The following is a 26741-nucleotide window of genomic DNA, read 5'->3' as shown; positions in this document are numbered from 1 at the left end:
GTGCTGCCTGCGGGGTGCGGGCTCGCTGTGCACGAGCCCTACCCCGGCGAGCGCTACTCGTAGCATCCCGGGTTCACCGCCTCGAGGCCGATACTCATGATCACGGAGTCGCGCTCGGCGTACTCGTCGCTGAGTTCAAGGCGATAGCTGGTGGGGAAGGGGGCCTGCGGGGCCTCCACGTATGCTCGGGCGAATCCGGCATCGGGAAGGACCTGATCGCCGTAGGCGCCCTTCAGGTCCTCGTAGGTGTCGCCCACCCCGATTCCGCTGTCCAGCCTGATCTTCGGATCGGTGTAGATGACAATGAGCTCGTCGTCGCTGAAGTAGGCGTACTCGACCCCGTCGTTGCCGGAGTACTGGTCGCACAGTTCGCCCGTGGGGGAGACCCGTTTCCCGATGAGGCCGGTCTCCTTCGCCTCGGCCACACTCATCCCCAGTTTCAGCTCCCCGATCCCGGTGTCCGACAACACCAGCGCCGCCGGCGAGCTGCTTACGGCGCCCGTCGGCTCAGGGGCATCGGCCGAGGAATCCCCTCCGCACCCCGCCAGCGCCCCCGTCACCACGCCGGCGACAACCAACGTCGCCGCGAATCCCCTGCCAACCATCCTGGTCATCCCCTGTGCTTCCGGTCCTTTTCCCCGCACGGCACTTCCCTGTCGTCCCCCTCAACACGCCTACCCACGTCCTATGGTTGTCCTGAGTCAGAAAGATTTTCCAAGGCCCGAAGACGCTGCCGAAGGGAATGACATGACGATCGAGCAGATCGACCCGGCGACCACCGCGCTCGTGCTGATCGAGTACCAGAACGACTTCACCACCGAGGGCGGGGTGCTGCACGGCGCAGTGGCCCCGGTGATGGAGAGCACCGGGATGCTGAGCAAGACCAGCGCGGTGGTGCAGGCCGCGCGCACGGCGGGGGTAACCGTGATGCATGCGCCCATCACGTTCGCCGAGGGGTACAACGAGATCAGCTCGCACCCGTACGGCATCCTCAAGGGAGTCGTCGACGGCAAGGCGTTCGTCAAGGGCTCGTGGGGTGCGGCGATCACCGACGAACTGGCGCCGCAGAGCGGTGACATCGTGATCGAGGGCAAGCGCGGCCTGGACACGTTCGCCAGCACCAACCTCGACTTCATCCTGCGCAGCAAGGGCATCCGCACGATCGTCCTGGGCGGGTTCCTGACCAACTGCTGTGTCGAGTCGACCATGCGCAGCGGCTACGAGAACGGCTACCGGGTGATCACCCTGTCCGACTGTATGGCCGCCACCTCCGCCGAGGAGCACGACAACGCACTACGTTTCGACTTCCCCATGTTCTCGGTCCCGGCCACCGCCAATGAGCTCCTGTCCGCCATGAGGTGACCAAAACCAAATGGGGGACGTTTGTGGGCACGGGGCCCACAAACGTCCCCCATTGGGGTTTGCTGGGTAGGTCAGACGGCGTCGGCCAGCGTCTTGAACTCCTCGTCGGTCAGCTTCACGTCAGCGCCGCCGAGGTTTTCCTCGAGGTGCTTCACCGAGCCGGTGCCGGGGATCGGAACCATGACGGGGGAGCGGCGCAGCAGCCAGGCGAGCGCGAGCTGCGACGTAGTGGCGCCGGGGTGGTTGCTCGCGACCTTCTCCAGAGGGCCGCCCGGGCGGGCCAGGCTGCCGGCGTTGACCGGCGCCCACGGAATGAACGCGATGCCCTGCTGCTCGCAGTAGTCCAGCACGTCTTCGGCCCGGCGGTCGCCCATGTTGTAGCGGTTCTGCACCGAGGCGACGGGGAGGCCGGCGGCCTGCGCGGCCTTGATCTCCTCGACGCTGACCTCGGAGAGCCCGACCTGCAGGGCCAGGCCCTCGTCGACGAACTTCTTGACCTCGGCGAACGTCTCTTCGCGGGGGGTCTTGGCGTCGATCCGGTGCAGCTGCCACAGCGGGATCTGCTCCAGACCCAGCCGGCGCAGCGACATCATGATGCACTGACGCAGGTATTCCGGACGGCCCAGCGGGGGCCAGACGTCGGGGCCGCTGCGGGTGAGGCCGCCCTTGGTGGCGATGACGACGTCGCCGTAGCCGGTGCCGTCGTGCAGGGCTTCCTTGATCAGGTCCTCGGAGATGTAGGGACCGTAGCTGTCGGCCGTGTCGATGAACGTCACCCCGAGCTCGACCGCCCGGCGCAGCACCTGGATCGCGGCGTCGTGGTCCTTCGGCGGGCCCCAGATGCCCTCACCGGTGATCCGCATCGCCCCGAATCCCAGGCGGGCGACCTTCCGGCCGCCGAGCTCGATGGTCCCGCTGTCGGCTACTGCCATGGATCTTTGCCTCCGTCGAATCAGGCCAGGTGGGTCGTCAGTGGCCAACTCCGGGGCCGGTTCGCTGCTTCCCTTTCGGGCAACAAAGTTTTCCAAGGCAACCGCCGATGGACGTTTGTGAGCAGCGATCGAGGCCCACAAACGTCCACAATTGAGCAGTTTGGTTCTACTGCTCTTCGCTGATCCGGGTCAGCCAGTGCTGGAGCATCGCTTCTTCCACCGGCTCCAGAATGCCGCTGCCGGTAAGAGCGAGCTGCGAGCGCAGCTGCCGTGCTGCGTCGGCCACCGGATCGGCGTTGCTCCGTGAAAGGGGTTCCGTAAGCACGGCTGCGAACGCGGCATCACGAGCGCGATGGGAGAGGCTCTCGTCGAACAGGTCAGGCTGGGCGATGCGGTTCAGCGCGACTCCGACGTTGGCCGAAAGGATGAGCTGCGCGGCCTGATTCACTTCCATCCGGAGTGCGCCGACGGCTGAGCAGCGCAGCAGGGCGGCCTCGAGCAGTCCGAGGATGCGACGCCGGGCCTTGCTGTGCGAACGCGCCCGGGGGGCGAACATCAGCTGGTAGAGCGCGGGATTGGCCTCGGCGAAGGCGTGGTGGTCGTCCCAGCCGGCGTAGAGGTCGGCCACCGGATCGGTGGTCTTCTCCAGCTGGGCCTTCTGCTGCGCGTACCGTTCGAACCCGGCGTCGGCCACTGCGTCGAGCAGACCGCGCTTGTCGCCGAACAGCCGGTACAGCCGGGGCTGGGTGACCCCGACGGCCTCGCAGACCGCCCGGGTGGCGATGTCGTTGTCTGCGGATTCGGTGAGCAGGCGCTCGGCGGCCTCGACGAGCGCGGCGCGCAGGGTGGCGTCGTCATCTGCGCGAGTCCGTTCCGAGACAGTCATGGATCGATGATACGGCTTATGCGTAGCGTTCCTCATCCCGGCCGTGTGAAGATCAGGACATGTGTGACTATTTGTCCTGGCACGACGAGGCGTACCGCGATTCGGGCTCGCCACTGTCCTGGCGGTTGTCGCGGGTGCGGCACCACGTCGAACAGGTACTGGACGCGGCGGCCGGGCGCCCAGTGAAGGTGCTGAGCCTCTGCGCCGGTGACGGAAGAGACCTGATCGGGGTTCTGTCGACCCGGCCGGACCGGGACCGGGTGTCCGGCACGCTGGTCGAACTGCATCCGCAGCTGGCCGGGCGGGCGCGGACCGCCATTGCCGCGGGCGACCTGCGACTGGAGGTGCTCGAGGCCGACGCCGGCGACCCGGCGGTCTGCGAAGGGCTGATCCCGGCCGATCTGGTGTTGATGGTCGGGATCTTCGGCAACATCAGCGACGAGGATCTGGAGCGCGCGATCCGCGCGGCCCCGGCCTTCTGCCGCCCCGGAGGCACGCTGATCTGGTCGCGTGGGCGGGACGCGGACATCCTCGACCTGAACGAGAAGGTCCGCGCCTGGTACGCCGAGGCCGGCCTGAGCGAGGTCGCCTACGAAAAGCTCGACGACGCGGACGGGGAACTGCCGGCCCTGGGCGTGGTGCGCCACGACGGCGAGACGGTGCCGCTGGATGCGTCGCGGAGGTTGTTCACGTTCATTCGGTGAGCGCTGCCGGGGCGTCGCAAAAAGCGCGTAGCCGTGTCACGATCCGGGCATGCGGGACGAAACGCCCACACGGCTGGCGCGCAGCCACCATCTCGCGCCTGCCCCGGGCACCGGATGGTGGCTGGCCGCGGCCGCCTGCGCCATCGCGTCCTTCTTCTTCTGGCTCGCGGACGTGCTCGGCGGGTTGCTGGTCGTGCTGGGTGGAACGGTGCTGCCGGGGCGGGTGCCGGTGCAGGCCCTGGCGTTCGGGGGACTGGCGCTGGGGGCGCTCGGCGTCGGCCGTCGGCGTTGGCCGGGTGCCCGCCGCGTAGTCACGTCGGGCAAGCCGGTTCTGTCGAAGCTGGACAAGACGGTTCCGGCGCCCGTGCGCAAGCTGCTGGTCATCTGTGCACTGCTGCTCAGCGTCCTGGTTCAGGGGGCGCACCTGCTCTACGCCTCGAACACCACCGAGCTCACGCCGGCTGCTCCAAGGGGATGCCTGATCGTCGCGGGGGAGAGCACTTTTCTGCGCGCCGGCGGGGGCTCGATCTACCAGGCCGGCGGGTCCTGGGGGCTGGCGCGTGAGATCGCTACGTTCGCCACCGACAACGGGGCTCAGCCTTTTGCGGCGGGGGCCTACCGCCTGGCCTGGGACGGTGAGGTGGGCCGGCTGGATCAGCTGGAAGGCGTGGTGCTGGCCTCGGCCCGGGAACGGATGGAACTGCAGCTGCACTGTTCCTGAGCGGCCTCAGGACGGGTCGGCCTCGGGGTTACCGGAGTCGCGCCTGCGCTTGTTCTCTTCCCACTTCCTGAGCGCCTCGTCGTATTCCCGGTCGATGCGTTCCTGGTCCTGCCGCAGCCGGTCGTCGATGTCCGAGGTGTCGGGCCGGGACCGCTGCGGGCGCTCGGCCTCGGGAAAACCACTGGCCGGCCCCGGTCGCCCGGACGCCGGACGGCCGGGCGACTGCTTCGGGCGGCCGGCCACCAGCCAGGCGATGCCGCCGACGAAGGGGAAGAACAGGATCAGCAGGATCCAGCCGAGCTTGGGCAGGTTGCGCACCAGGGCCGAGTCGGTCTGGATGCAGTCGATCAGGCAGTAGATCAGCAGGCCGAGCTGGATCAGCACGGGCAGGAACCGGATCACGTCGGGTACTCCTCGCATCGAGCTCGAGATGCGAGCTGGGGGAAGGCGGTTTCCGAGCACGGATCCTAGGGGTTCGCTGTGCTCCCGGCTACGGCCGCGAGGTGCGGCGGGGGTGCCCCGGCCGAGGCACCCCCGCTCCGGTCACCAGCCGCGCTCGCGCCACTCGGGCAGGCTCGGGCGCTCGGCGCCGAGCGTGGTGTCCTTGCCGTGGCCCGGATACACCCAGGTCTCGTCCGGGTAGACCGCGAAGAGCCGCTGCTCCACGTCGGCGATGAGGCTCTCGAAGTTCTCCTCGTCGTCGAAGGTGTTGCCGATTCCGCCCGGGAACAAGCTGTCGCCGGTGAACGCGTGCACACTGCCGTCGGAGCTGGTCAGCACCAGGGTGACCGAGCCGGGCGTGTGGCCGCGCAGGTGCACCACCGCGAGCGTGAGCTCACCCACCGCCACCTGGTCGCCGTGCCGCAGGCGGGCGTCCGGGGGCACCGGGAGTGCATCGGCGTCGTCCTCGCCGGCCAGGGTGGGAGCCTTGGTGCCGGCCGCGACCTCGGCCAGGGCCCGGTGGTGGTCCCAGTGCTGGTGCGTGGTGACGATGCCGCGCAGCGGCCCGCCCCCCTCACGGATCAGGGCGTGAACTCTCTCGGCGTCGTCCGCCGCGTCGATCAGCAACTGCTCGCCGGTGGCCCGGCAGGTGATCAGGTACGCGTTGTTGTCCTGCGGCGAGACGCTCGCCTTCCGGATCACCGCGTCGGGCAGCTCACGCACGTCAGCCGGCCCGCCCTGGGTGACTTCTCCGCTGTAGACCATGGGCATACCCTGCCATCCCCCTCCGGGGACGGCGGGCAGGGCGGCGGCAAGGACGCAGCACCGCGCACGTCGTGGGCCCGGCCGCAGCGAAAGTCTGGAAGAACGGGCATCGACTCAGGGTTTCCGGTGCAGCCGGAGGGGCCGCAGGTGCGTGCGTGACCTGAGTGGACGTGGTGCCCCGGAGGGGCTGATGTTCTTCTTGTCCGGATCGGCCGGTGCCTGGAGACCGTTCGAATCGAAGACTGTCGGTGGGGGCACCTAGCATGGCCTGCGTGAGTGACCGACTTATCGTTCGCGGAGCCCGCGAGCACAACCTCAAGGACGTCTCGCTCGACCTTCCTCGTGACGCGCTGGTGGTTTTCACCGGTCTGTCCGGGTCGGGCAAGTCCTCTCTGGCGTTCGACACCATCTTCGCCGAGGGGCAGCGCCGGTACGTCGAGTCGCTGTCCGCCTACGCCCGCCAGTTCCTCGGCCAGATGGACAAACCCGACGTCGACTTCATCGAGGGGCTGTCACCGGCCGTCTCGATCGACCAGAAGTCCACGTCGCGTAATCCGCGCTCCACCGTGGGCACGATCACCGAGGTGTACGACTACCTCCGGCTGCTCTGGGCCCGGGCGGGCCGGGCGCACTGCCCGGTCTGCGGCGAGGCGATCACCAAGCAGACCCCGCAGCAGATCGTCGACCGGCTGCTCGAGCTGCCCGAGGGCACCCGGTTCCAGGTGCTGGCCCCGGTCGTGCGGGCGCGCAAGGGTGAGTTCGTCGACCTCTTCGCCGACCTGCAGACCAAGGGCTTCTCCCGGGCCCGGGTCGACGGGGCGGTGGTGTCCCTGGCCGACTCGCCCACCCTGGACAAGCGCTACAAGCACACCATCGAGGTGGTGGTCGACCGGCTCTCCGCCAAGGCCTCCTCCAAGCAGCGCCTCACCGACTCGGTCGAGACCGCCCTGCAGCTGGCCAACGGCATCGTGGTGGCCGAGATGGTCGACGAGCCGGAAGACTCCCCGGCCCGCGAGCGTCGCTTCAGCGAGAAGATGGCCTGCCCCAACGAGCACCCGATCGCGATCGACGACATCGAGCCGCGGGTGTTCTCGTTCAACAACCCGTTCGGTGCCTGCCCCGAGTGCACCGGTATCGGGGTCAAGCTCGAGGTCGACCCCGAGCTGCTGGTGCCCGACGAGGACCTGACGCTGGCCGAGGGCGCGATCGTGCCCTGGACCCAGGGCTCGGCCGAGTACTTCCTGCGGCTGATGAAGGCGCTCGGCAAGGACCTCGGCTTCACCGTGAACACGCCCTGGCGGGCGCTGCCCGAGCGGGCGAAGACGGCCCTGCTGCAGGGTCAGGACTACGAGGTCCACGTCAAGTTCAAGAACCGCTTCGGCCGGGAACGCTCGTACACCACCGGTTTCGAGGGGGTGATCCCGTTCATCCAGCGCCGTCACTCCGAGACCGAGTCGGAGTGGAGCCGGGAGCGGTACGAGGGCTTCATGCGGGAGATCCCGTGCCCGGTCTGCAAGGGCACCCGGCTCAAGCCCGAGGTGCTGGCCGTCACCGTGGGCGGCAAGTCGATCGCCGAGGTCTGCTCGCTGCCGCTCACCGAGGCCGCCGAGTTCCTGGGCGGCCTGCAGCTGAACAAGCGTGAGAAGCAGATCGCCGACCAGGTGCTGAAGGAGATCCACGCCCGCATCGGCTTCCTGCTCGACGTCGGCCTGACCTACCTCTCGCTCGACCGCGCGGCCGGCACCCTGTCCGGCGGCGAGGCCCAGCGCATCCGGCTGGCCACGCAGATCGGTTCCGGTCTGGTCGGCGTGCTCTACGTGCTCGACGAGCCCAGCATCGGCCTGCACCAGCGCGACAACCGGCGCCTGATCGACACTCTCACCCGGCTGCGCAACCTGGGCAACACGCTGATCGTGGTCGAGCACGACGAGGACACGATCCGCGCGGCCGACTGGGCGGTCGACATCGGCCCGGGCGCCGGCGAGCACGGTGGTCACGTCGTGCACTCCGGCACCGTCAAGGAGCTGTACGAGCACCCCGAGTCGCTCACCGGCATGTACCTGTCCGGCCGCAAGGCGATCGAGATCCCGCAGATCCGCCGCCCGCGCGACCCCAAGCGTCAGCTCACCGTGATCGGCGCCCGCGAGCACAACCTCAAGGGCCTGGACGTCTCGTTCCCCCTGGGGTGCCTGGTCTCGGTCACCGGGGTCAGCGGCTCGGGCAAGTCCACGCTGGTCAACGACATCCTCTACACCGTGCTGGCGAACAAGCTGAACGGCGCCCGCCAGGTGCCGGGCCGGCACAAGACGGTGAAGGGCCTGGAGCACCTGGACAAGGTGGTCCACGTCGACCAGAGCCCGATCGGCCGCACCCCGCGCTCCAACCCGGCCACCTACACCGGCGTGTGGGACCACGTGCGCAAGCTGTTCGCGCAGACCCAGGAGGCCAAGGTCCGCGGCTACCAGCCGGGCCGGTTCTCGTTCAACGTCAAGGGCGGGCGCTGCGAGGCGTGCTCCGGTGACGGCACGATCAAGATCGAGATGAACTTCCTGCCCGACGTCTACGTGCCGTGCGAGGTCTGCCACGGGGCCCGGTACAACCGGGAGACCCTGGAGGTGCACTTCAAGGGCAAGACCGTGGCCGACGTGCTGGACATGCCGATCGAGGAGGCGGCCGACTTCTTCGAGGCGGTCCCGGCGATCGCCCGGCACCTGCGTACCCTGGTCGACGTCGGCCTGGGCTACGTCCGGCTCGGTCAGTCCGCCCCCACCCTCTCCGGTGGTGAGGCGCAGCGGGTGAAGCTGGCCAGCGAACTGCAGAAGCGTTCCACCGGCCGCAGCGTCTACGTGCTCGACGAGCCGACCACCGGTCTGCACTTCGAGGACATCCGCAAGCTGCTCCTGGTGCTGCAGGGGCTGGTGGACAAGGGCAACTCGGTCATCGTCATCGAGCACAACCTCGACGTGATCAAGAGCTCCGACTGGATCGTCGACCTCGGTCCCGAGGGCGGCAGCGGCGGCGGCACCCTGGTCGCCGAGGGCACCCCGGAAGACGTGGCGGCTGTCCCGGAGAGCCACACCGGTCGCTTCCTGGCCGACATGCTCGAGATCGAGAACCCGAACGCGGTCGAGGGCCGGGTGGCGGCGATCAAGAAGTCGCGCTCGGTCGCGGCCGCCACCGGCACCCGGAAAGCGGCCACCGCCAAGGCTCTTCCGGCCACGGCGACGGCCACCGCGAAGACGGGGACCAGGAGCACCGGCGCGGCCAAGACCACGCCGGCCGCCAAGAAGGCCCCGGCGAAGAAGGCCCCGGCCAAGAAGGCGACCCCCTCGGCCCGCACGGCGGCCAAGCGGATCGACCTGGAGGGCACCGGCAAGGTGGGCACCCGCCGCAGCTGACCCGAACGAGAAAAGACCGTGTGGATCGCTCGCCCGCAGCTGATCCGCACGGTCTTTTTCGTTGCCGGGCACCGGATCGTCGGATGCCGAGGGGACGGCACACCCAGGAAGCCCTGGCTGTCGGTAACGCGACACGTTCCCAGCCGGCCCGGGTCCTGCCCGAGCGCCGTTGTCTGGTTGTGACCACAAAGCGCGAATTGCGGCTTTGGCTGGCAACATACTTCTCCTGACCAGTTCCGGTGAGTCATCACCGGAGCCGGGCCGACTTCGCCGTGCCCTCTTTTCCTTACGTCGTCAGGAGTTTCCGCGTGTCCTTTTCAGAGGCCGTCAACACGGTTCTCAAGCAGAAGTACGCCACCTTCTCGGGCCGCGCCCGGCGCTCGGAGTACTGGTGGTTCTTCCTGGCCGCGGTCCTGGTCAACTTCGTGGCCACGATCATCCTGGCCCTCGGCCTGGCCGTCGCCGAGGACCTGCCCGCCGTGGCCGTGGTCGCCGGGATCATCTACGCCGTGGTCTACCTCGGAACGCTCATCCCGCTCCTGGCGGCGCAGGTCCGCCGTCTGCACGACGTCGGGCGCAGCGGCTGGTGGATGCTCATCGCCCTGGTACCGCTCGGCTCGCTCGTGCTCCTGGTCTTCGCGGTGCTCGACAGCGAAGCCGGCCAGAACAAGTGGGGCCCGAACCCCAAGGGCCTGGAGCACGGTTACGGGCACCCCGGTTTCGCCCAATAGTGCAGTGCGCGCAGGACAACCGATCGTCCTCGGCGGGCGTCTGAGGACCGAGCCAGGAAATCCCGGCCCTCTGGAGAGGAATCCAACGTCATGCGTCGCATCCTGATCGCCACCGGCCTCGCCGCCACCCTCGCCCTGGGTGGCGCCACCGCCGCCGAGGCCGCGCCCAAGAACAAGCCGTGCGTCACCCTGAAGGAGTTCGGCAAGGTGGACGTGGGCATGTCCAAGGCCAAGGTGGCAAAGATCTTCGGTACCAAGGGAACCCGCGAGAGCCTGGGCGAAGAGAGCCACGGTTACACCCAGGAGGTGCGCTCCTACAAGGTCTGCAAGGAGCCCACCGCCGTCGTCGAGGTCACCTTCCACTCCGGCGACCAGCTTCCGTCCACCAAGGTGGGCTGGACGTTCCGCAAGGTCTGGACGGAGCAGTGGACCCAGTGACCTGTTGACCGGCCGTCCCGAAGGGGCAGATCGACTATCTTCTGCCCCTTCGGTAGGCCACGATGTCGTGATGTCCGCAGAACAACCCAATGGCCGGGTTCCTGACAGCGCCTACTTCGACCGCTGGTACGCGGACATGGACATCTCGCCGGTCAAGGACGAGATCATGGCGCGGCACCTCGGCGTCCCCGGGACCTACGCCGGTTCCACCGGGGCCCTGCCCTGGGAAGGCCTCGACGAGATCGCCCGTGAGCTGCGGCTGCAGCCCGGCGACGCGCTCGCGGACATCGCCTGCGGACGTGGTGGCTACGGCATCGAGCTGGCAAGACGTTGCGGAGCGCGCCTTTTCGGAGTCGACTTCTCGGCCGTGGCGCTGAAGCACGCCGAGACCACCGCGCACCGCCACCTCGAAGAACACCGGGCCGGCTTCGCGGTGGGCACGCTCACCGCCACGAGTCTGCCCTCGCACGGGGTGAACGCTCTGCTGTGCACCGACTCGGTGCAGTTCGCCGAGCCGCCCGCCGCCGCGCTCGAGGAGTTCCGGCGAGTGCTGGTCAGCGGCGGCCGCCTGGCCCTCACCACCTGGCAACCCACCCGGCCCGACCCGCGTACCCCGCCCCGGATCAAGGCCCTTCACCTACGTCGCGACCTCGAACGCCTGGGGTTCAAGGAGATCACCCTGGCCCGCCGCGCCCGCTGGCGGGCGATCGAGTGGGCGCTGTACGAAGAGGTGGTGGCCACCCCGAACGACGGCCGCGACCTGGCCCTGGCCTCGATCCAGCAAGAGGCCCGGCGGTCGCTGGAACAGTTCGACAGCCTGCAGCGCATCGTCGTCTACGCCACCGCGCCGTAAAGCAGGCTCAGCAGCTCAGATCCCCGTCGGAGAACACGAGATCGGCCCGATCACCCAGTATGGCCTGCAACAGGGTGTCGAGAAGACGTAGGTGCGCCTGCCGAGCCTCGCGGGTGGCCTGTTCGATGCGCTGCAGTTCGGCGTCCACCGCAGCCCCGGCCCCGGACCGAGCGTCTTCCAGCGTGCGCACCCGGGCATTGCGCTCGCCGACCCGGGCGCCTGGCGCCAGTTCTCGTACGAGTCGACCTCGTCCCACTCCACTCGTTCGGTGGGGTGCCGGCGGCCAGGTAGGCATCCAGAAGCGATGTGCGGTCGTACTGCGACATACCGGAAGGCTAGGTGGTGACGAACCACCGAACCTGAGGACGCGTGTGGTCAGGGCTCGATCAGACTCCGGAGCGCCGCCACGTGCTCCTCGTAGGCCTGCCGGCCCTCCGGTGTCAGCTGCACCCAGGTCTTCACCCGCCCGCGCCCGGTCGGCTTGGACATCGTCAGATATCCGGCCTCCTGCAGTGCTTTCAGGTGTTTGCTCAGCACCGAGTCGGCCACCCCGAGCAGGTCGCGCAGCACCGCGAACTCGGCGCTGGTGGTGGCCTGGAGAAAGGCGCAGATGCGCAGCCGGTGCGGCGCGTGGATCATTTCGTTGAACCGCCCGGTCATGACACCGTGGCCCGCAGGTTCTCGCGCAGCGCACTGTCGTAGCGGCGCCCCAGGACCACGGTGGCCACCTCTTGGTGGGGGCCGGCCGTAGGCCGATCCAGAGAGGGGGCGAAGGATGCCATCCGCCGTTGGGGTGAAGGCTCGCACCCGGTGGTTGACGGCCCCCGACGGCATCGGTCACGATGTCCGCCCGGCGCGGCCATGACATCTTCACAGGTCAGGCGCCCTCGGCAGGAGGAACAAGCACAGTGGCCCAACGAAGTCGATACGTACTGGGCCTGCTCGGGGTAGCGGTGGTGGCCGGCCTGCTGGTGGCCGGTGTCGTGGCAACGCGGGGTGGTTCCGCGGCGAACGCCGACGACCTGCCCACGAGAACCGTGCGTCCGTCGCTGGTGTTCCAGGAGCCCACGCCCGCGGCCACTGCGGCCACCTCGTTCGGCGCGGGCAGCTACGTCGTGGGCCGCGACATCGAGCTGGGCCGCTACTCCGGGGGCCTCGACCGCGAGGTGATCGCCAACTGCTTCTGGCAACAGACCGACACCGAAGGCGCCGAGCTGGACAACGACGGCAAGGACCGTCCGAATCAGGTGCTCACGCTGCTGACGGAAGGCACCCGGCTGGTCGTGGCCGGCGAGCACTGCACGTTCGACCGTCTGCCCGACTGACCCGAGCCGTACGGAACTGAAGACGCGTGTGGGCCAGGCCCACACGCGTCTTCAGTTGGTGCTCCTAGTGGGGATCGTAGGCGAGGTTGGGACGGAGGATCTTCTCCACCTCGGCCCGCGAGACCCCGCGGCGCTGGGCGTAGTCGGCGACCTGGTCCGAACCGATCCGGCCCACCGTGAAGTACCGGGAGGACGGGTGGGCGAAGATCAGGCCGCTCACCGCGGCGGCGGGGGACATCGCGTAGTTCTCGGTCAGCGTGATGCCCACCTGGGGGGCCTTCAAGAGGTCGAAAAGCTCCGTCTTGAGCGCGTGGTCGGGAGAGGCCGGGTAACCCAGCGCCGGCCGGATGCCCCGGAAGCGCTCGGCGTGCAGGTCTTCCAGCACCGGCTGGGCGTCGGGCTCGAACCACTCGCGGCGCGCCTGCAGGTGCAGGTGCTCGGCGAACGCCTCGGCCAGGCGGTCGGCCAGGGCCTTGACCATGATGGCGCGGTAGTCGTCGTTCTGCGCCTCGTAGGAGGCGGCCAGCTTTTCCGCGCCCTGGATCGCGACCGCGAAACCGCCCACGTGGTCGCCCATTCCGGCGGGGGCCACGTAGTCGGACAGGCAGCGGTTAGGGCGCCCTTCGGGCTTGACCGTCTGCTGGCGCAGCATCGGGAACTTGACGCCGTTCTCCAGGACGATGTCGTCGCCCTCGGAGTGGGCCGGCCAGAAGCCGTAGGCCCCCTGCGCGGTGAAGTGCCCGGCCTCGATGATCTCGTCGAGCAGGGTCTGCGAGTCGTCCCAGAGGTCGCGCGCGGCCGGGTTCTCCAGGATCGCCGGGTACTTGCCCTTCATCTCCCAGGCCAGGAACAGGAACGTCCAGTCGACCATCGCCCGCAGCTCGTTCAGGTCGGCGGTGACCGCGCGCATCCCGGTGAACGTGGGCGTGGGGATCTCGGAGAAGTCGACCTTCTCGGCGTTCACCCGGGCCTGGGTGAGCGAGAGCAGGGGGTTGGCGCGGCGGTTGGCGTGCGCCTCACGCAGGCGCTCCTGCTCGGTGCGGGTGTCGGCGACGAACCCGTCGTGCTGCTCGGGGCTGAGCAGGGCGGAGGCCACGCCGACCACCCGGGAGGCGTCGAGCACGTGCACGGTGGCGCCCTCGTAGGCGGTGGCGATGCGCACGGCCGTGTGCTGACGGGAGGTGGTGGCCCCACCGATCAGCAGCGGGGTGTTCATGCCGCGCCGCTGCATCTCCTCGGCGACGTTGACCATCTCGTCGAGCGAGGGCGTGATCAGGCCGGAAAGGCCCACCATGTCGGCCTCCTCGTCGACCACGGTCTGCAGGATCTTCGCGGCCGGCACCATCACCCCGAGGTCGATCACCTCGTAGTTGTTGCAGCCCAGCACCACTCCGACGATGTTCTTGCCGATGTCGTGCACGTCGCCCTTGACCGTGGCGAGCACGACCTTGCCGGCGTTGGCCCGCCCCGAGGGCACGTTGCCCAGCCGCAGCGCCTCGGCCTTCTCGGCCTCCATGTACGGCTCGAGGTAGGCCACCGCGCGCTTCATCACCCGGGCGCTCTTGACCACCTGGGGCAGGAACATCTTGCCGGCGCCGAACAGGTCGCCGACCACCTTCATCCCGTCCATCAACGGGCCCTCGATCACCTCGAGGGGACGGGCGGCCTGCTGACGGGCCTCCTCGGTGTCGGCCTCGATGTAGTCCACGTTGCCGTGCACCAGCGCGTAACTCAGCCGCTCGTTCACCGGCGCCTCGCGCCACGAGAGGTCGACCACACGCTTGGTGCCCGCACCGCTCACCGTGCCCGCGAACGTCACCAGCCGGTCGGTGGCGTCCTCCCGGCGGTTGAACAGCACGTCCTCGATCAGCTCGAGCAGGTCCTTCGGGATGTCCTCGTAGACCGCGAGCTGACCGGCGTTCACGATGCCCATGTCCAGTCCGGCGCGCACCGCGTGGAACAGGAAGGCCGAGTTCATCGCCTCGCGCACCACGTTGTTGCCACGGAAGGCGAACGACAGGTTGGAGATACCGCCGGACAGCCGGACGCCCGGGCAGCGCTCCTTGATCCGGGGCAGCGACTCGATGAACGCCCGCGCGTAGTCGTTGTGCTCGCTCATGCCGGTGGCCACGGCCAGCACGTTCGGGTCGAAAATGATGTCCTCGGCGGGGAATCCGACCTCGTTGACCAGCAGGTCGTAGGCCCGTCCGCAGATCTCCACCCGGCGGTCGGCGGTGTCGGCCTGACCGGTCTCGTCGAAGGCCATCACCACCACGCCCGCGCCGTAACGGCGGATCCGGCGGGCGTGCTCGAGGAAGACCTCCTCGCCCTCCTTCAGGCTGATCGAGTTGACGATCCCCTTGCCCTGCAGGCACTTCAGCCCGGCCTCGAGCACGCTCCACTTGGAGCTGTCGACCATCACCGGGATCCGGGCCACCTCGGGCTCGGTGGCGATCAGGTTCAGGAAGGTCACCATGGCCTGCTCGCTGTCGAGCAGGTCGGCGTCCATGTTCACGTCGAGCACGTTGGCGCCGCCGCGGACCTGGTCCAGGGCCACCTCGACGGCGGTCTGGTAGTCGTCGGCCTCGATCAGCCGGCGGAACTTGGCCGAGCCGGTGACGTTGGTGCGCTCGCCGATCATCACGAAACCGGTGGTCTCGGTGATGTTCATCGGCTCCAGGCCGCTGAACCGGGTCTGCGGCTCGATGCTGGGCCGCGGCCGCGGCGGCAGGTCCTTCACCCTCTGGGCGATCGCCGCGATGTGCGCGGGGGTGGTGCCGCAGCAGCCGCCGACCACGTTGACCAGGCCGTCGGCGGCGAAACCGCCGACCAGGTGGCTGGTCTCGCCCGGCTCCTGCTCGTACTCGCCGAACGAGTTGGGCAGGCCGGCGTTCGGGTGGCTGGCGGTGTAGGTGCCGGCCAGCCGGGCGAGATCGGCCACGTAGGGACGCATCTCGGCGGCCCCCAGCGCGCAGTTCACGCCCACGACGAGCGGGTTCGCGTGCTCGATGGAACGCCAGAAGGCCTCCACCGTCTGCCCGGAGAGGGTGCGGCCGCTGGCGTCGACGATCGTGATCGAGAACCAGACCGGCAGGTCGGGGGCGACGTCCTGGGCCGCGGCCGAGGCGGCCTTGGCGTTCAGCGTGTCGAAGATGGTCTCGATCAGCAGCAGGTCGACGCCACCGTCGCGCAGCGCCTCGATCTGCTCGGCGTAGGAGGCGTAGACCTGCTCGAACGTGACGGCCCGGAAGGCCGGGTCCTCCACCTTCGGCGAGAGCGACAGCGTGACGTTCAGCGGGCCGACCGAACCGGCCACGTAGCGCTTCACACCGGTCTGCTCGAAGGCCTCGTCGGCGGCCTGGCGGGCGATCCGGGCGGCTTCCAGGTTCATCTCGCGCACCATCGACTCCAGGCCGTAGTCGGCCTGCCCGATGCTCGTGGCGGTGAAGGTGTTGGTGGTGGTGATGTCGGCCCCGGCGGCCAGGTACTGCCGGTGGATGTCGAGGACGACCTCGGGCTTGGTGATGTTGAGCAGGTCCGGGTCGCCGGTCACGTCTTTCGGATGGTTCGCCAGGCGCGGGTCCTGGTAGTCGTCCGGGGACAGCTTCGCGTTCTGGAACATCGTGCCCCAGGCGCCGTCCAGCACCGCGATCCGGCTGTCCAGAAGCTCGCGCAGCGCGCTCGTACGATCCTGACTCATTCTTGCAACCCCACTCCGACACGGATGACGACACGTTCTGAGAGGGGCGCCCTTGTCGTGCTCGAAGCCGCAGGTGAGCGTGGCGGGAACTGCTCACGCAGTGCCCGTTGCAGCGCCTCTCGCCCCTGGCCGGTCAAAAGTTTACGTGGTAGCGACGCAGAAGCCGAGTTGCGGGGGAGTCACCGGCGCGCGGGGGGCCAGTTCCGCACCTGAAGTAAGGACGTCGGTGAGCCTGCCGGTCCACTCTTCCGGCCGCTGGATCCGGCGCTGGGCTGGGGTGACGCCGGACCGTGGGTGGTTCGGCACCCGTATGGGCGGGTTTCGGGGCCGGAAGGGTGTGGCGCCGAGCACACTGGGGTGTGCGCATCTTGTGGGGAGACCTGCCGGCCCACGTCCGGGACGAGGTCGCGGCCTGGTTCGGTACGCCGGTGGTCGGAGAACAGTCGCAGCCGGGTGGTTTCTCGCCCGGGGTGGCCTCGCGGCTGCAGTTGGCCGACGGGCGCCGGGTGTTCGTGAAGGTGGTCGGCACCTCGCGGAATCCCGACGCGCCTCACTTCCACCGGCGTGAGGCACAGGTGCTGGACTACCTGCCCACGTCTGTGCAGGCCCCTCGGCTGTTGAACTTCTATGACGACGGTGACTGGGTGGCGCTGGTCATCGAGGACGTGGAGGGCCGGCCGCCGCGGCTGCCCTGGCAGGCCGAGGAGCTGGCGCGGGTGATGGCGGCACTGGAACGGATGGCCGAGGACCTGACCCCGGCCCCGCCGGCGGCCACCCGTGCGTTCGCCGACGTGATAGCCCGGAAGCTCAGCGGATGGCGGGAGTTCCGGGACTGCGAACATCTCGTGCCGGACCCCTGGGCCCGCGAGCACCTGGAGTCCCTGATCGCGCTGGAGGCCCGGGCCCCGGCCGCGGCGCGCGGCTCCACTCTTCTGCATGCTGATCTGCGCGACGACAACCTGCTGATCACCGCCGACGGTGAGGTGGTCGTGGTGGACTGGCCGCACGCGGCGGTGGGGGCCGCCTGGTGCGACTTCCTGCTCTTCCTGCCCAGCGCCGCAGCCTTCGGTGGGGTTGCGCCCGGATCGGCCTGGGCGCAGTTCGGCCCGGCTCGCGCGGCCGCGCCCGACGACGTGAATGCCGTGCTGGCCGCCGTCACCGGATTCTTCCTGCACCAGGCCTCACTGCCCGCGCCGCAGAACCTGCCCACGTTGCGCGCGTTCCAGCGGGCCCAGGGACACGCGGCGCTGGGTTGGTTGCGGGAAAGGGTGGACGGGCGGGGCCAGGATGGGTTTGATCGATGTTTTGACCGATAAGTCGCAGAGGTGGGGAGCGCGATCGTGGGGGAAGTCAAGAGCCTGACGCAGGGCGAGGCCGAGGAGCGGGCGGGGCTGCTGGACGTGCAGCGCTACGACATCGCCGTTGATCTGACCGATCTGCCGACCGGGCCGGTGGTGCGCACGGTCTCGACCATCACCTTCACCTGTGCCCGGCCGGGGGCGTCCACCTTCGTCGACGCCGCGGCCCGCGTGCTGGGCGCCACCCTGAACGGCCGCGAGCTCGGCCCGGCGGCGCAGGGGCGGCTGCCGCTGGACGATCTGGCCGAGAGCAACGTCCTGGTGGTCGAGTGCGAGCAGGCCGACACCCGGGAGGGCGCCGGGGTGCACAAGGCGGTGGACCCGGCCGACGGCGAGGTCTACCTCTGGATGACGTTCGAGCCGGACCAGGCCCGGTTCGTCTGGGCCTGCTTCGACCAGCCGGACCTGAAGGCCCCGCACGCCTTCACGGTGACCGCCCCCACCGGCTGGACGGTGACCAGCAACTCCGGTGCGGCCCAGACCGAGGCCGCCGGATCGTCCACGGTCTGGAAGTTCGCCCCGACCCCGCCGCTGTCGCCGTACAACACGGTGGTCAACGCCGGCCCGTTCCACCAGGTGCGCCGGTCGGTGGGGGAGTACGACCTCGGGCTGTACTGCCGGCGCTCGCTGGCCGCGGTGCTCGAGCGCGACGCGGACAAGCTGTTCACCGTCACCGCCGAAGGCCTGCAGTTCTTCGGCGAGCAGTTCGGGATGCCCTTCCCGCAGAGCCGTTACGACCAGGTGTTCGTGCCCGAGTTCGGTGGCGCGATGGAGAACTTCGGCTGCGTCACCTGGGCCGACGTGCACCTGCGGCGCAACCCGCCGACCCCCAGCGAGGACGAGCTGCAGGCCCGGATCCTGCTGCACGAGATGGCCCACATGTGGTTCGGCAACATCGTGACCATGCGCTGGTGGGACGACCTGTGGCTGAACGAGTCGTTCGCCGAGTTCGCGGCCAACTGGGCGGCCGCCTCGGCCACCCGCCACACCAGCGCCTGGGCCCGGCACCTCACCGACCAGAAGCTCGAGGCCTACCTGGCCGACCAGGGGCCGGTCTCGCACCCGATCCGCCAGCCGATCCGCGACGTGGCCCAGGCGATGTCGATCTTCGACGCGATCACCTACCCCAAGGGCGCGTCGGTGCTGCGGCAGCTGCAGGTCTACGTCGGCGAGGAGGCCTTCCGGGCCGGGATGACCTCGTACTTCAGCCGTTTCGCCTGGCAGAACACCACCCTGCAGGACCTGGTGGACGAGCTGCGGGCCGCCTCCGGCAAGGACCTGGACGCCTGGCGGGCGGGCTGGCTGGAGACGGCCGGCACCGACCGGTTCACCCTGGAGTTCGCGGACGGGCAGCCGGTTCTGGTGGGGCAGGGCCCGGCCGGGGCGCCGCGCCCGCAGGTGCTCGCGGTCGGTGCCTACCGCGAACAGGACGGGGCTCTGGTGCGCGAGGCCCAGCAGCTCGTCGAGGTCGAGGCGGCGCGCACCCCCGTGGACCTGCCGGCCGGGGCGGACTTCTACCTGCTCAACGACGACGACCTCACCTTCGCGAGCACCCGTCCGGTGGCGTCGGGCGAGGTCGCCGGAAAACTGCCCACGACGATCGCCCGCGCGGTCGCGGTCTCGTCGATCTGGGACGCGTTGCTGGCCGGCGAGGTGAGCGCGGGGCAGACGTTCTCCGGTCTGCTCGCAGCGCTCCGGGTCGAGACCGTGCCCTCCATCGCCGAGACCTACCTGACGCTGGCCGCGAACGTGACCGAGCTCTGGTCGCCCGCGGCGCATCGGGAGCGCCAGGCCGAGGAGCTGGCCGAGGTCTGCCGCGACCTGGCCGGGCAGCCGGCGCTGCGGGCGGCTGCGCTGCGCACCCTGGTCCGGGTCGGCACCGACGTGGAGGAGCTGATCGGCGACGACATCGAGTTGCGCTGGCGGGCCCTGGTGCGGCTGTCCGAGCTCGGGGTCGACACCGGCCCGGCGGTGAGCGACCTGCTGGCCGCCGACCCCGACCCGGACGCCAAGGCCCGGGCCGTCGCCGTACGGGCGGCGGCTCCGGACGCCGAGAGCAAGGCGGAGGTGTGGCAGGCCCTGGCGAACCGCGAGGTGCCGCTGGGGGCGGTGCGCTCGGTTACGACCGCCTTCTGGCGGCCCGGCCAGGACGAGCTCCTGGCCGGGTACGGCGAGAAGTACCTGGCCCTGCTGCCCACCATCCACGCCGGCGGGATGATCCCCGGGCTCTACTACACCGAGGGGATGTTCCCCCTGTTCGGCCAGGACCAGGAGTTCGTGGACCGGGCGCTGGCGGCCACCAAGGCAGACCTGGCGCCGGTGGTGGCGTCCACATTGCTCGGCCGGGCCGACGAGGTCTCGCGGATGCTGCGGGCGCGCAACCGGGAGTGAGACGGCGGGGTCGTCCGGACCGGCAGCACTGCCGGGCGACCCCACGACCGGAAACTGTCGGTGGTGCCGCCTAAGGTGGATCTGTGGCTGATCCGTCTACGTACCGACCCGCGGTCGGAACCATTCCCGAGCAACCCGGGGTCTACCGGTTCCGCGATGCCTCCGGCCGGGTCATCTACGTGGGCAAGGCCAAGAGCCTGCGCCAGCGGCTGAACTCGTACTTCGCCGATCCGGCCGGGCTGCACCCGCGTACCCAGACGATGGTGTTCACCGCCGCCTCGGTGGAGTGGACCACGGTGAACACCGAGGTCGAGGCGCTGCAGCTGGAGTACTCCTGGATCAAGGAGTACGACCCGCGGTTCAACGTGAAGTACCGCGACGACAAGTCCTACCCCTACCTCGCCGTCACCATGGGCGAGGAGTTCCCCCGGGTGCAGGTCATGCGCGGGGCCAAGCGCAAGGGCACGCGCTACTTCGGGCCCTACGCGCACGCCTGGGCGATCCGCGAGACGGTCGACCTGCTGCTGCGGGTGTTCCCGGTGCGCACCTGCAGCAACGGGGTGTTCAAGCGGGCCGGTCAGGTCGGCCGGCCCTGCCTGCTGGGCTACATCGACAAGTGCTCGGCGCCCTGCGTCGGCAAGGTCGACGCCGAGCAGCACCGGCGCCTGGCCGACGACTTCTGCGACTTCATGGGCGGGCGCACCGAGCGCTACGTCAAGCGCCTGGAGCGCGACATGATGCAGGCCTCGCACGACCTGGAGTTCGAGCAGGCGGCCCGGCTGCGCGACGACATCAAGGCGCTGTCGCGGGCGATGGAGAAGAACGCGGTGGTGCTGCCCGACGGCACCGACGCCGACGTGTTCGCCCTGGCCGACGACGAGCTCGAGGCCGCGGTGCAGGTGTTCCACGTGCGCGGCGGCCGGATCCGCGGCCAGCGCGGCTGGGTGGTCGAGAAGGTGGAGGACGTCTCCACCGGCGACCTGGTCGAGCACCTGCTGCAGCAGGTCTACGGCGACACCAACGGTGAGGCGGTGCCCCGCGAGGTGCTGGTGCCGCACGAGCCGCCGGCCCTCGAGGAGGTCGAGAGCTGGCTGGCCGGGCTGCGGGGTTCCCGGGTCGAGGTGCGGGTGCCGCAGCGCGGTGACAAGCGCACCCTGATGGAGACGGTGGCCCGCAACGCCGGCCAGGCCCTCACCCTGCACAAGACCCGCCGGGCGGGCGACCTGACCACCCGGTCCAAGGCGCTGCAGGAGATCCAGGAGGCACTCGACCTGCCCGAGGCGCCGCTGCGGATCGAGTGCTACGACATCTCGCACATCCAGGGCTCCAACGTGGTCGCCTCGATGGTGGTCTTCGAGGACGGGCTGTCCAAGAAGTCCGAGTACCGCAAGTTCACGATCAAGAGCCTGGCCGAGGGCAGCTCCGACGACGTGGCCTCGATCCGCGAGGTGATCAGCCGCCGCTTCCGCCGGCTGCTCGACGAGAAGGCCGGTATCGAGCAGGAGCAGGCCACCCAGGCCGCCGTGGCCGCCGGCGCCGACCCGGCCACCGGCGAGATCCTCGACCAGGCGCCCTCTCTCGAGGAAGAGGGAGGCGTGCCCGCCGGGGTCCCGTCCGGGATCGACCCGGAGACCGGGCGCCCGCGCAAGTTCTCCTACACGCCCAACCTGGTCGTGGTCGACGGCGGCGCCCCGCAGGTGGCCGCCGCCGCGGCGGCGATGCGCGAGCTGGGCATCGAGAACGTGGCGCTCTGCGGTCTGGCCAAACGCCTGGAAGAGGTCTGGATCCCGGACGACGACCAGCCGGTCATCCTGCCGCGTTCCAGCGAGGGCCTGTACCTGCTGCAGCGGGTGCGCGACGAGGCGCACCGCTTCGCCATCACGCACCACCGCCAGCGTCGCAGCACCGCCATGACGGCCAGCGAGCTGGACGCCGTACCCGGCCTCGGCCCGGCCCGGAAGAAGGCGCTGCTGGCCCACTTCGGCTCGGTCAAGAAGCTGCGCGCGGCCTCGGTCGAGGCGATCGCCTCGGTGCAGGGGGTGGGGCCGAAGGTGGCCCAGGCGGTGTCCGACACGCTGAACCCCGACCGGGCCGCCGCCGAGGGCGACACGGTGGTAGGGGAGCAGCCTGTCGCGGTGGACATGGCCACCGGGGAACTGCTCGACTGACCCGGCGAATCCACAGACATCGCCCGACAAGTTCCGACCCGAGAAATTTGGAGTGCACGTGACCAGCACCCCCGAGGTGCCCGGGCCGGCGGGTCCGGCACCATCGGCCCAGCAGTCCTCCACCCCGCAGCCGCCCGCCCCGAACCCGGGCGGCACCTCGGAACCGGTGGCCTCGCAGGCCCTGCCCGCCGAGGCGATGGACTCGGAGTCGATGGTGACCGCGATCGCGCAGACGGTGGCCTCGTCCACCCACACGCCCGCCACCGATCACGACAGCGCGGCGTCCGGCCCGGGCTCCGCGTCCGAGCTCCTGATCATCACCGGCATGTCGGGGGCGGGCCGCAGCACCGCGGCCAAGGCCCTGGAAGACCTCGGCTGGTACGTGGTCGACAACCTCCCGCCCCAGCTGATCGCCGAGCTGGCGATGCTGGCGGCCACCGCCGAACCCCGGGTGCGGCGGATCGCGGTCGCGGTCGACGTGCGCGGCCGGTCCTTCTTCAGCGCCCTGGCCGAGTCGGTCTCCACCGCCGAGAACAGCGGTATCCGCACCCGCCTGCTCTTCCTCGACGCCACCAACGAGACGCTGGTGCGCCGCTTCGAGTCGGTCCGCCGCCCGCACCCGCTGCAGGGCGACGGCGCCCCGCTCGACGGCATCCGCGAGGAGCGCCGGGTCATGGGGGAGCTGCGCGGCAACGCCGACACCGTGATCGACACCTCGCGGCTGAACGTGCACGAGCTGGCCAGCAAGATCATCGCGTTGTTCGGCGACGCCGGTGACCCGGCGATCCGGATCCTGCTGATGTCGTTCGGCTTCAAGTACGGCCTGCCGCTGGACGCCGACCAGGTGGCCGACGTGCGGTTCCTGCCCAACCCGTTCTGGGTGCCCGAACTGCGTCCGCACAACGGCCTCGACCAGGAGGTGGCCGACTACGTGCTGGGTCAGGAGGGCGCGGCCGAGTTCGTCGACCGCTACGCCCTGGCCCTGCAGCCGGTGCTGGCCGGCTACGTGCGCGAGAACAAGCGCTACGCCACCATCGCGGTCGGCTGCACCGGCGGCAAGCACCGGTCGGTGGCGATCTCCGAGCTGCTGTCGCAGAAGCTCGAGGGCGACGGCGTCGCGGTCACCACCGTGCACCGTGATCTGGGGCGCGAGTGACGCTACCCACGCCCGGCCGAGTCCCTGGCGTGCCCGCAGCCGGGGGCGGCCGCGGGCCCAACGTGGTCGCCCTCGGCGGCGGTCACGGCCTGGCCGCGTCGCTGTCGGCGCTACGGCACCTCACCGACCGCCTGACCGCCGTGGTCACGGTGGCCGACGACGGCGGCTCGTCCGGGCGGCTGCGCCGCGAGTTCGGCGTTCTGCCGCCGGGCGACCTGCGGATGGCACTGTCGGCGCTGTGCGACGACAGCGAGTGGGGCCTGCTGTGGCGCGACGTGCTGCAGCACCGGTTCGCCAGCGCCGGGGCGATGCACGACCACGCCCTGGGCAACCTGCTCATCGTCACCCTCTGGGAACTGCTCGACGACCCGGTGAGCGGCCTGGACTGGGTGGCCCGGCTGCTCGGGGCCCGGGGCCGGGTGCTGCCGATGGCCGCGGTGCCGCTCGACATCGAGGCCACCGTGCTGGGGATCGACCCGGACGACCCGGCCGGCCTGACCACGGTGCGCGGCCAGGTCGCCGTGGCCACCACCCCCGGCCAGGTGATCGGCGTGCAGCTCAGCCCCAACGACCCGCCGGCCCGTCCCGAGGTGCTCGCCGCGGTGCGCGACGCCGACTGGACGGTGCTGGGCCCCGGGTCCTGGTACACCAGCGTCCTGCCGCACCTGCTGGTGCCCGAGCTGGCCCGGGCCCTGGCCCGCACCGACTCGAAGATCTGCCTGACCCTCAACCTGGGCCAGCAGCCGGGGGAGACCGACGGGTTCTCGCCCGAGAAGCATCTCGAGGTGCTCGCCGCGCACGCCCCCGATCTGCGGATCGACGCCGTCCTGGTCGACCCCTCGCAGATCGAGGACGAGGCCTCGCTGGTCGCCGCGGCCCGCGGGATGGGCGCGGTCCTGGTCACGCGCGACGTGGCGATCGGTGACGGTACGCCACGGCACGACCCGCTGCGGCTGGCCGCCGCCTACCGTGATCTGTTCAGTGGCTCGATCACGCTGAACGGGTGAGCCGGCTCCCCGGGTGGGGAGTGCACGACGGTGTGTGATCCGGCCGCCCAGGCCTCGCCCGAGGCCGACGGGCGCCGGGTTTCACAAGTTCACGAACCATGCTTGCGCTCGGTGGCAAGATGCTGTTCATGGCATTGACGGCACTGGTCAAAGACGAATTGAGTCGGCTGCAGGTCACCAAGCCCTGCTGCCGCAAAGCCGAGGTCTCGGCCACCCTCCGGTTCGCCGGCGGGCTACACATCGTCGGCGGCCGCATCGTCGTGGAGGCCGAGCTGGACACCGCCGCGGCCGCCCGGCGGCTACGCAAAGACATCAGCGACGTGTTCGGGCACAGCAGCGACATCGTGGTTCTGGCGCCCGGCGGTCTGCGCCGCGGCAGCCGCTACGTGGTCCGGGTGATCCGTGACGGAGAGTCGCTGGCCCGCCAGACCGGTCTGGTCGACGGCCGTGGCCGTCCCGTGCGCGGGTTGCCGCCGCAGGTCGTCTCCGGTGCCACCTGCGACGCGGAGGCCGCCTGGCGGGGCGCCTTCCTGGCCCACGGCTCGCTTACCGAGCCGGGTCGCTCCAGCGCCCTGGAGGTCACCTGCCCCGGCCCGGAGGCCGCCCTGGCCCTGGTCGGCGCGGCCCGCCGGCTGGGCATCCAGGCCAAGGCCCGGGAGGTGCGCGGGGTCGACCGGGTGGTGATCCGCGACGGCGACACGATCGGCGCGCTGCTCACCCGGCTCGGTGCGCACGACGCGGTGATGTCGTGGGAAGAGCGGCGGATGCGGCGCGAGGTGCGGGCCACCGCCAACCGGCTGGCCAACTTCGACGACGCGAACCTGCGGCGCTCGGCGCGGGCCGCGGTGGCCGCCGGTTCCCGGGTCGAGCGGGCCCTGGAGATCCTCGGCGACGACGTGCCCGACCACCTGAAGTCGGCCGGCAAGCTGCGACTGGCGCACAAGCAGGCCAGCCTGGAGGAACTCGGCCAGCTGGCCGAGCCGCAGATGACCAAGGACGCGGTGGCCGGGCGGATCCGCCGGCTGCTGGCGATGGCCGACAAGCGGGCCGCGGACCTCGGCGTACCGGGCACCGACGCCAACCTCACGCCGGACATGCTCGACGCCTGAGCCGCCCGGGACGCGACCCGGCCGAACAGCGGACGTCCTCGAGGACGTCCACTGTTCGAAGGCTTTTCGGGTCGTGGGCACCGAGCGGGACGGCCCGGTCCGGCCATGGGCCGGTCGTCACCGGTTCACGGGCCGTTGGCCCTCCGATCACCGGTCCGGACACGGGACCTTCACAGGGTCTGTCTGGACATCCATAGCCGAAAAGCACCCCGTAGGGTGAGTGCTGCACACCACAACACCGGCGCCGGTCGCCACCGGCGCGCTGTGGATGACGAGAGGAAACGAGAAGTGACTGTTCGCGTTGGCATCAACGGCTTCGGCCGGATCGGCCGTAACTTCTTCCGCGCTGCCCGGGCGGCTGGTGCGGACATCGAGATCGTTGCCGTCAACGACCTCACCGACAACAAGTCCCTCGCGCACCTGCTCAAGTACGACTCGATCCTGGGCCGCCTGGACGCCGAGGTGACCTCGACCGGTGACGCCATCGTGGTCGACGGCAAGGAGATCAAGGCGCTGGAGGAGCGCGACCCGGCCGCCCTGCCCTGGAAGGACCTCGGCGTCGACGTCGTGGTCGAGTCCACCGGCTTCTTCACCGACGCCACCAAGGCGAAGGCGCACATCGACGGTGGCGCCAAGAAGGTGCTGATCTCGGCCCCCGCCAAGAACGAGGACCTGACGATCGTGATGGGTGTCAACCACACCCAGTACGACGCGGCCAAGCACACCATCGTCAGCAACGCCTCCTGCACCACCAACTGCCTGGCCCCGATGGCGAAGGTCCTGAACGACACCTTCACCATCGAGAAGGGCCTGATGACCACGGTCCACGCCTACACGCAGGACCAGAACCTGCAGGACGGCCCGCACAAGGACCTGCGCCGCGCCCGCGCCGCCGCCCTGAACATCGTGCCGACCAGCACCGGTGCCGCCAAGGCGATCAGCCTGGTGATCCCCGAGCTCAAGGGCCGCCTCGACGGCTACGCGCTGCGCGTGCCGGTCCCGACCGGCTCCGCCACCGACCTGACCTTCACGGCCGGCCGCGAGACCACCGTCGAGGAGGTCAACGCCGCGATCAAGGCCGCCGCCGAGGGCGAGCTCAAGGGCTTCCTGAAGTACACCGAGGACCCGATCGTCTCCAGCGACATCGTGACCGACCCGCACTCGTGCATCTTCGACGCCGGCCTCACCAAGGTGATCGGCAACCAGGTCAAGGTCGTCGGCTGGTACGACAACGAGTGGGGCTACTCCAACCGCCTGGTCGACGCGGTCGCCCTCGTCGGCACCGGTCTGTGAGCT

The 26741-nt window shown here is 70.0% G+C and carries 24 protein-coding genes; 15 read left to right on the top strand and 9 right to left on the bottom strand.

Translation table 11 applies throughout. From position 1 onward, the window contains the following. Positions 1 to 53: 53 nt before the first annotated feature. Positions 54 to 605 (bottom strand): hypothetical protein, encoded by a 552-nt coding sequence (locus QSK18_RS20910; protein ID WP_285622131.1) that lies wholly within the window; start codon positions 603 to 605, stop codon positions 54 to 56. Between the two features lie 142 nt (positions 606 to 747). Between QSK18_RS20910 and QSK18_RS20905 the strand changes: the two genes are divergently transcribed. After that, a complete protein-coding gene (locus QSK18_RS20905; RefSeq protein ID WP_232814804.1) occupies positions 748 to 1362 on the top strand; it encodes a cysteine hydrolase family protein in 615 nt (204 codons plus the stop codon). 71 nt (positions 1363 to 1433) lie between these two features. Here the strand turns inward: QSK18_RS20905 and QSK18_RS20900 are convergent, their stop codons facing one another. Together QSK18_RS20900 and QSK18_RS20895 are read right to left on the bottom strand one after the other, a co-directional pair. Continuing rightward, complete coding sequence (locus QSK18_RS20900; protein ID WP_232814805.1) at positions 1434 to 2294, bottom strand: aldo/keto reductase; 861 nt, start codon at positions 2292 to 2294, stop codon at positions 1434 to 1436. A gap of 166 nt (positions 2295 to 2460) precedes the next feature. After that, positions 2461 to 3180, bottom strand: coding sequence for a TetR/AcrR family transcriptional regulator (locus QSK18_RS20895; protein ID WP_232814806.1), 720 nt, complete (start codon positions 3178 to 3180; stop codon positions 2461 to 2463). A 59-nt stretch (positions 3181 to 3239) separates the two neighbouring features. Here QSK18_RS20895 and QSK18_RS20890 point away from each other — a divergent pair, with 59 nt between their 5' ends. Both QSK18_RS20890 and QSK18_RS20885 read left to right on the top strand, forming a co-directional pair. Further along, positions 3240 to 3884 (top strand): class I SAM-dependent methyltransferase, encoded by a 645-nt coding sequence (locus QSK18_RS20890; RefSeq protein ID WP_285622127.1) that lies wholly within the window; start codon positions 3240 to 3242, stop codon positions 3882 to 3884. 49 nt (positions 3885 to 3933) lie between these two features. After that, positions 3934 to 4605: a hypothetical protein gene (locus QSK18_RS20885; RefSeq protein ID WP_232814808.1), complete on the top strand. Its 672-nt coding sequence runs from the start codon at positions 3934 to 3936 to the stop codon at positions 4603 to 4605. Between the two features lie 6 nt (positions 4606 to 4611). Here QSK18_RS20885 and QSK18_RS20880 read toward each other — a convergent pair whose 3' ends face one another. Continuing rightward, a complete protein-coding gene (locus QSK18_RS20880) occupies positions 4612 to 5007 on the bottom strand; it encodes a PLD nuclease N-terminal domain-containing protein (RefSeq protein ID WP_232814809.1) in 396 nt (131 codons plus the stop codon). Positions 5008 to 5148: 141 nt separating this feature from the next. Further along, complete coding sequence (locus tag QSK18_RS20875) at positions 5149 to 5811, bottom strand: MBL fold metallo-hydrolase (RefSeq protein WP_232814810.1); 663 nt, start codon at positions 5809 to 5811, stop codon at positions 5149 to 5151. A 272-nt stretch (positions 5812 to 6083) separates the two neighbouring features. Between QSK18_RS20875 and uvrA the strand changes: the two genes are divergently transcribed. The 4 genes from uvrA to QSK18_RS20855 all read left to right on the top strand — a co-directional run bounded on the left by uvrA (position 6084) and on the right by QSK18_RS20855 (position 11231). Continuing rightward, positions 6084 to 9209 carry an excinuclease ABC subunit UvrA gene (uvrA, locus tag QSK18_RS20870; RefSeq protein WP_285622115.1) on the top strand — a complete coding sequence of 1042 codons (3126 nt, stop codon included), beginning with the start codon at positions 6084 to 6086 and terminating at the stop codon, positions 9207 to 9209. 308 nt (positions 9210 to 9517) lie between these two features. Then, positions 9518 to 9940 (top strand): DUF805 domain-containing protein, encoded by a 423-nt coding sequence (locus QSK18_RS20865; protein WP_232814812.1) that lies wholly within the window; start codon positions 9518 to 9520, stop codon positions 9938 to 9940. A 90-nt stretch (positions 9941 to 10030) separates the two neighbouring features. Continuing rightward, on the top strand, positions 10031 to 10378 hold the full coding sequence (locus tag QSK18_RS20860) for a hypothetical protein (protein ID WP_285622111.1): 348 nt from the start codon (positions 10031 to 10033) through the stop codon (positions 10376 to 10378). Positions 10379 to 10448: 70 nt separating this feature from the next. Further along, positions 10449 to 11231 (top strand): class I SAM-dependent methyltransferase, encoded by a 783-nt coding sequence (locus QSK18_RS20855; RefSeq protein ID WP_232814814.1) that lies wholly within the window; start codon positions 10449 to 10451, stop codon positions 11229 to 11231. Positions 11232 to 11238: 7 nt separating this feature from the next. Here QSK18_RS20855 and QSK18_RS20850 read toward each other — a convergent pair whose 3' ends face one another. The 3 genes from QSK18_RS20850 to QSK18_RS20840 all read right to left on the bottom strand — a co-directional run bounded on the left by QSK18_RS20850 (position 11239) and on the right by QSK18_RS20840 (position 12013). Further along, entirely contained in the window at positions 11239 to 11487 is a 249-nt protein-coding gene (locus QSK18_RS20850) for a hypothetical protein (RefSeq protein WP_285622107.1), read from the bottom strand. 119 nt (positions 11488 to 11606) lie between these two features. Beyond that, positions 11607 to 11870, bottom strand: a complete 264-nt coding sequence (locus tag QSK18_RS20845) for a transcriptional regulator (protein WP_232814816.1) — start codon at positions 11868 to 11870, stop codon at positions 11607 to 11609. Positions 11871 to 11887: 17 nt separating this feature from the next. Next, entirely contained in the window at positions 11888 to 12013 is a 126-nt protein-coding gene (locus QSK18_RS20840; protein WP_269811237.1) for a hypothetical protein, read from the bottom strand. A 126-nt stretch (positions 12014 to 12139) separates the two neighbouring features. Here QSK18_RS20840 and QSK18_RS20835 point away from each other — a divergent pair, with 126 nt between their 5' ends. Next, entirely contained in the window at positions 12140 to 12556 is a 417-nt protein-coding gene (locus QSK18_RS20835) for a hypothetical protein (RefSeq protein WP_285622100.1), read from the top strand. 64 nt (positions 12557 to 12620) lie between these two features. Here QSK18_RS20835 and metH read toward each other — a convergent pair whose 3' ends face one another. Then, positions 12621 to 16256, bottom strand: a complete 3636-nt coding sequence (metH, locus tag QSK18_RS20830; RefSeq protein WP_232814818.1) for a methionine synthase — start codon at positions 16254 to 16256, stop codon at positions 12621 to 12623. 359 nt (positions 16257 to 16615) lie between these two features. Between metH and QSK18_RS20825 the strand changes: the two genes are divergently transcribed. From QSK18_RS20825 to gap, 7 genes are all read left to right on the top strand, one after another. Beyond that, entirely contained in the window at positions 16616 to 17572 is a 957-nt protein-coding gene (locus QSK18_RS20825) for a phosphotransferase family protein (RefSeq protein WP_232814819.1), read from the top strand. Positions 17573 to 17596: 24 nt separating this feature from the next. After that, the gene (gene pepN / locus QSK18_RS20820) at positions 17597 to 20005 is read left to right on the top strand and encodes an aminopeptidase N (RefSeq protein ID WP_285622094.1); all 2409 of its coding nucleotides are present in this window, start codon (positions 17597 to 17599) and stop codon (positions 20003 to 20005) included. An 83-nt stretch (positions 20006 to 20088) separates the two neighbouring features. Then, positions 20089 to 22173 carry an excinuclease ABC subunit UvrC gene (uvrC, locus tag QSK18_RS20815; RefSeq protein ID WP_285622092.1) on the top strand — a complete coding sequence of 695 codons (2085 nt, stop codon included), beginning with the start codon at positions 20089 to 20091 and terminating at the stop codon, positions 22171 to 22173. Positions 22174 to 22384: 211 nt separating this feature from the next. Beyond that, positions 22385 to 23329, top strand: coding sequence for an RNase adapter RapZ (gene rapZ / locus QSK18_RS20810; protein ID WP_269811245.1), 945 nt, complete (start codon positions 22385 to 22387; stop codon positions 23327 to 23329). A gap of 29 nt (positions 23330 to 23358) precedes the next feature. Further along, the gene (locus QSK18_RS20805; protein WP_232814823.1) at positions 23359 to 24336 is read left to right on the top strand and encodes a gluconeogenesis factor YvcK family protein; all 978 of its coding nucleotides are present in this window, start codon (positions 23359 to 23361) and stop codon (positions 24334 to 24336) included. A gap of 128 nt (positions 24337 to 24464) precedes the next feature. Next, entirely contained in the window at positions 24465 to 25445 is a 981-nt protein-coding gene (whiA, locus tag QSK18_RS20800) for a DNA-binding protein WhiA (protein ID WP_232814824.1), read from the top strand. A 288-nt stretch (positions 25446 to 25733) separates the two neighbouring features. Further along, positions 25734 to 26738, top strand: a complete 1005-nt coding sequence (gap, locus tag QSK18_RS20795) for a type I glyceraldehyde-3-phosphate dehydrogenase (protein ID WP_232814825.1) — start codon at positions 25734 to 25736, stop codon at positions 26736 to 26738. Positions 26739 to 26741: the final 3 nt, after the last annotated feature.

The organism is Kineosporia sp. NBRC 101677 (assembly GCF_030269265.1).
GTDB classification, from domain to species: domain Bacteria; phylum Actinomycetota; class Actinomycetes; order Actinomycetales; family Kineosporiaceae; genus Kineosporia; species Kineosporia rhizophila.
This window is presented reverse-complemented; position numbering and strand designations above follow the sequence as displayed.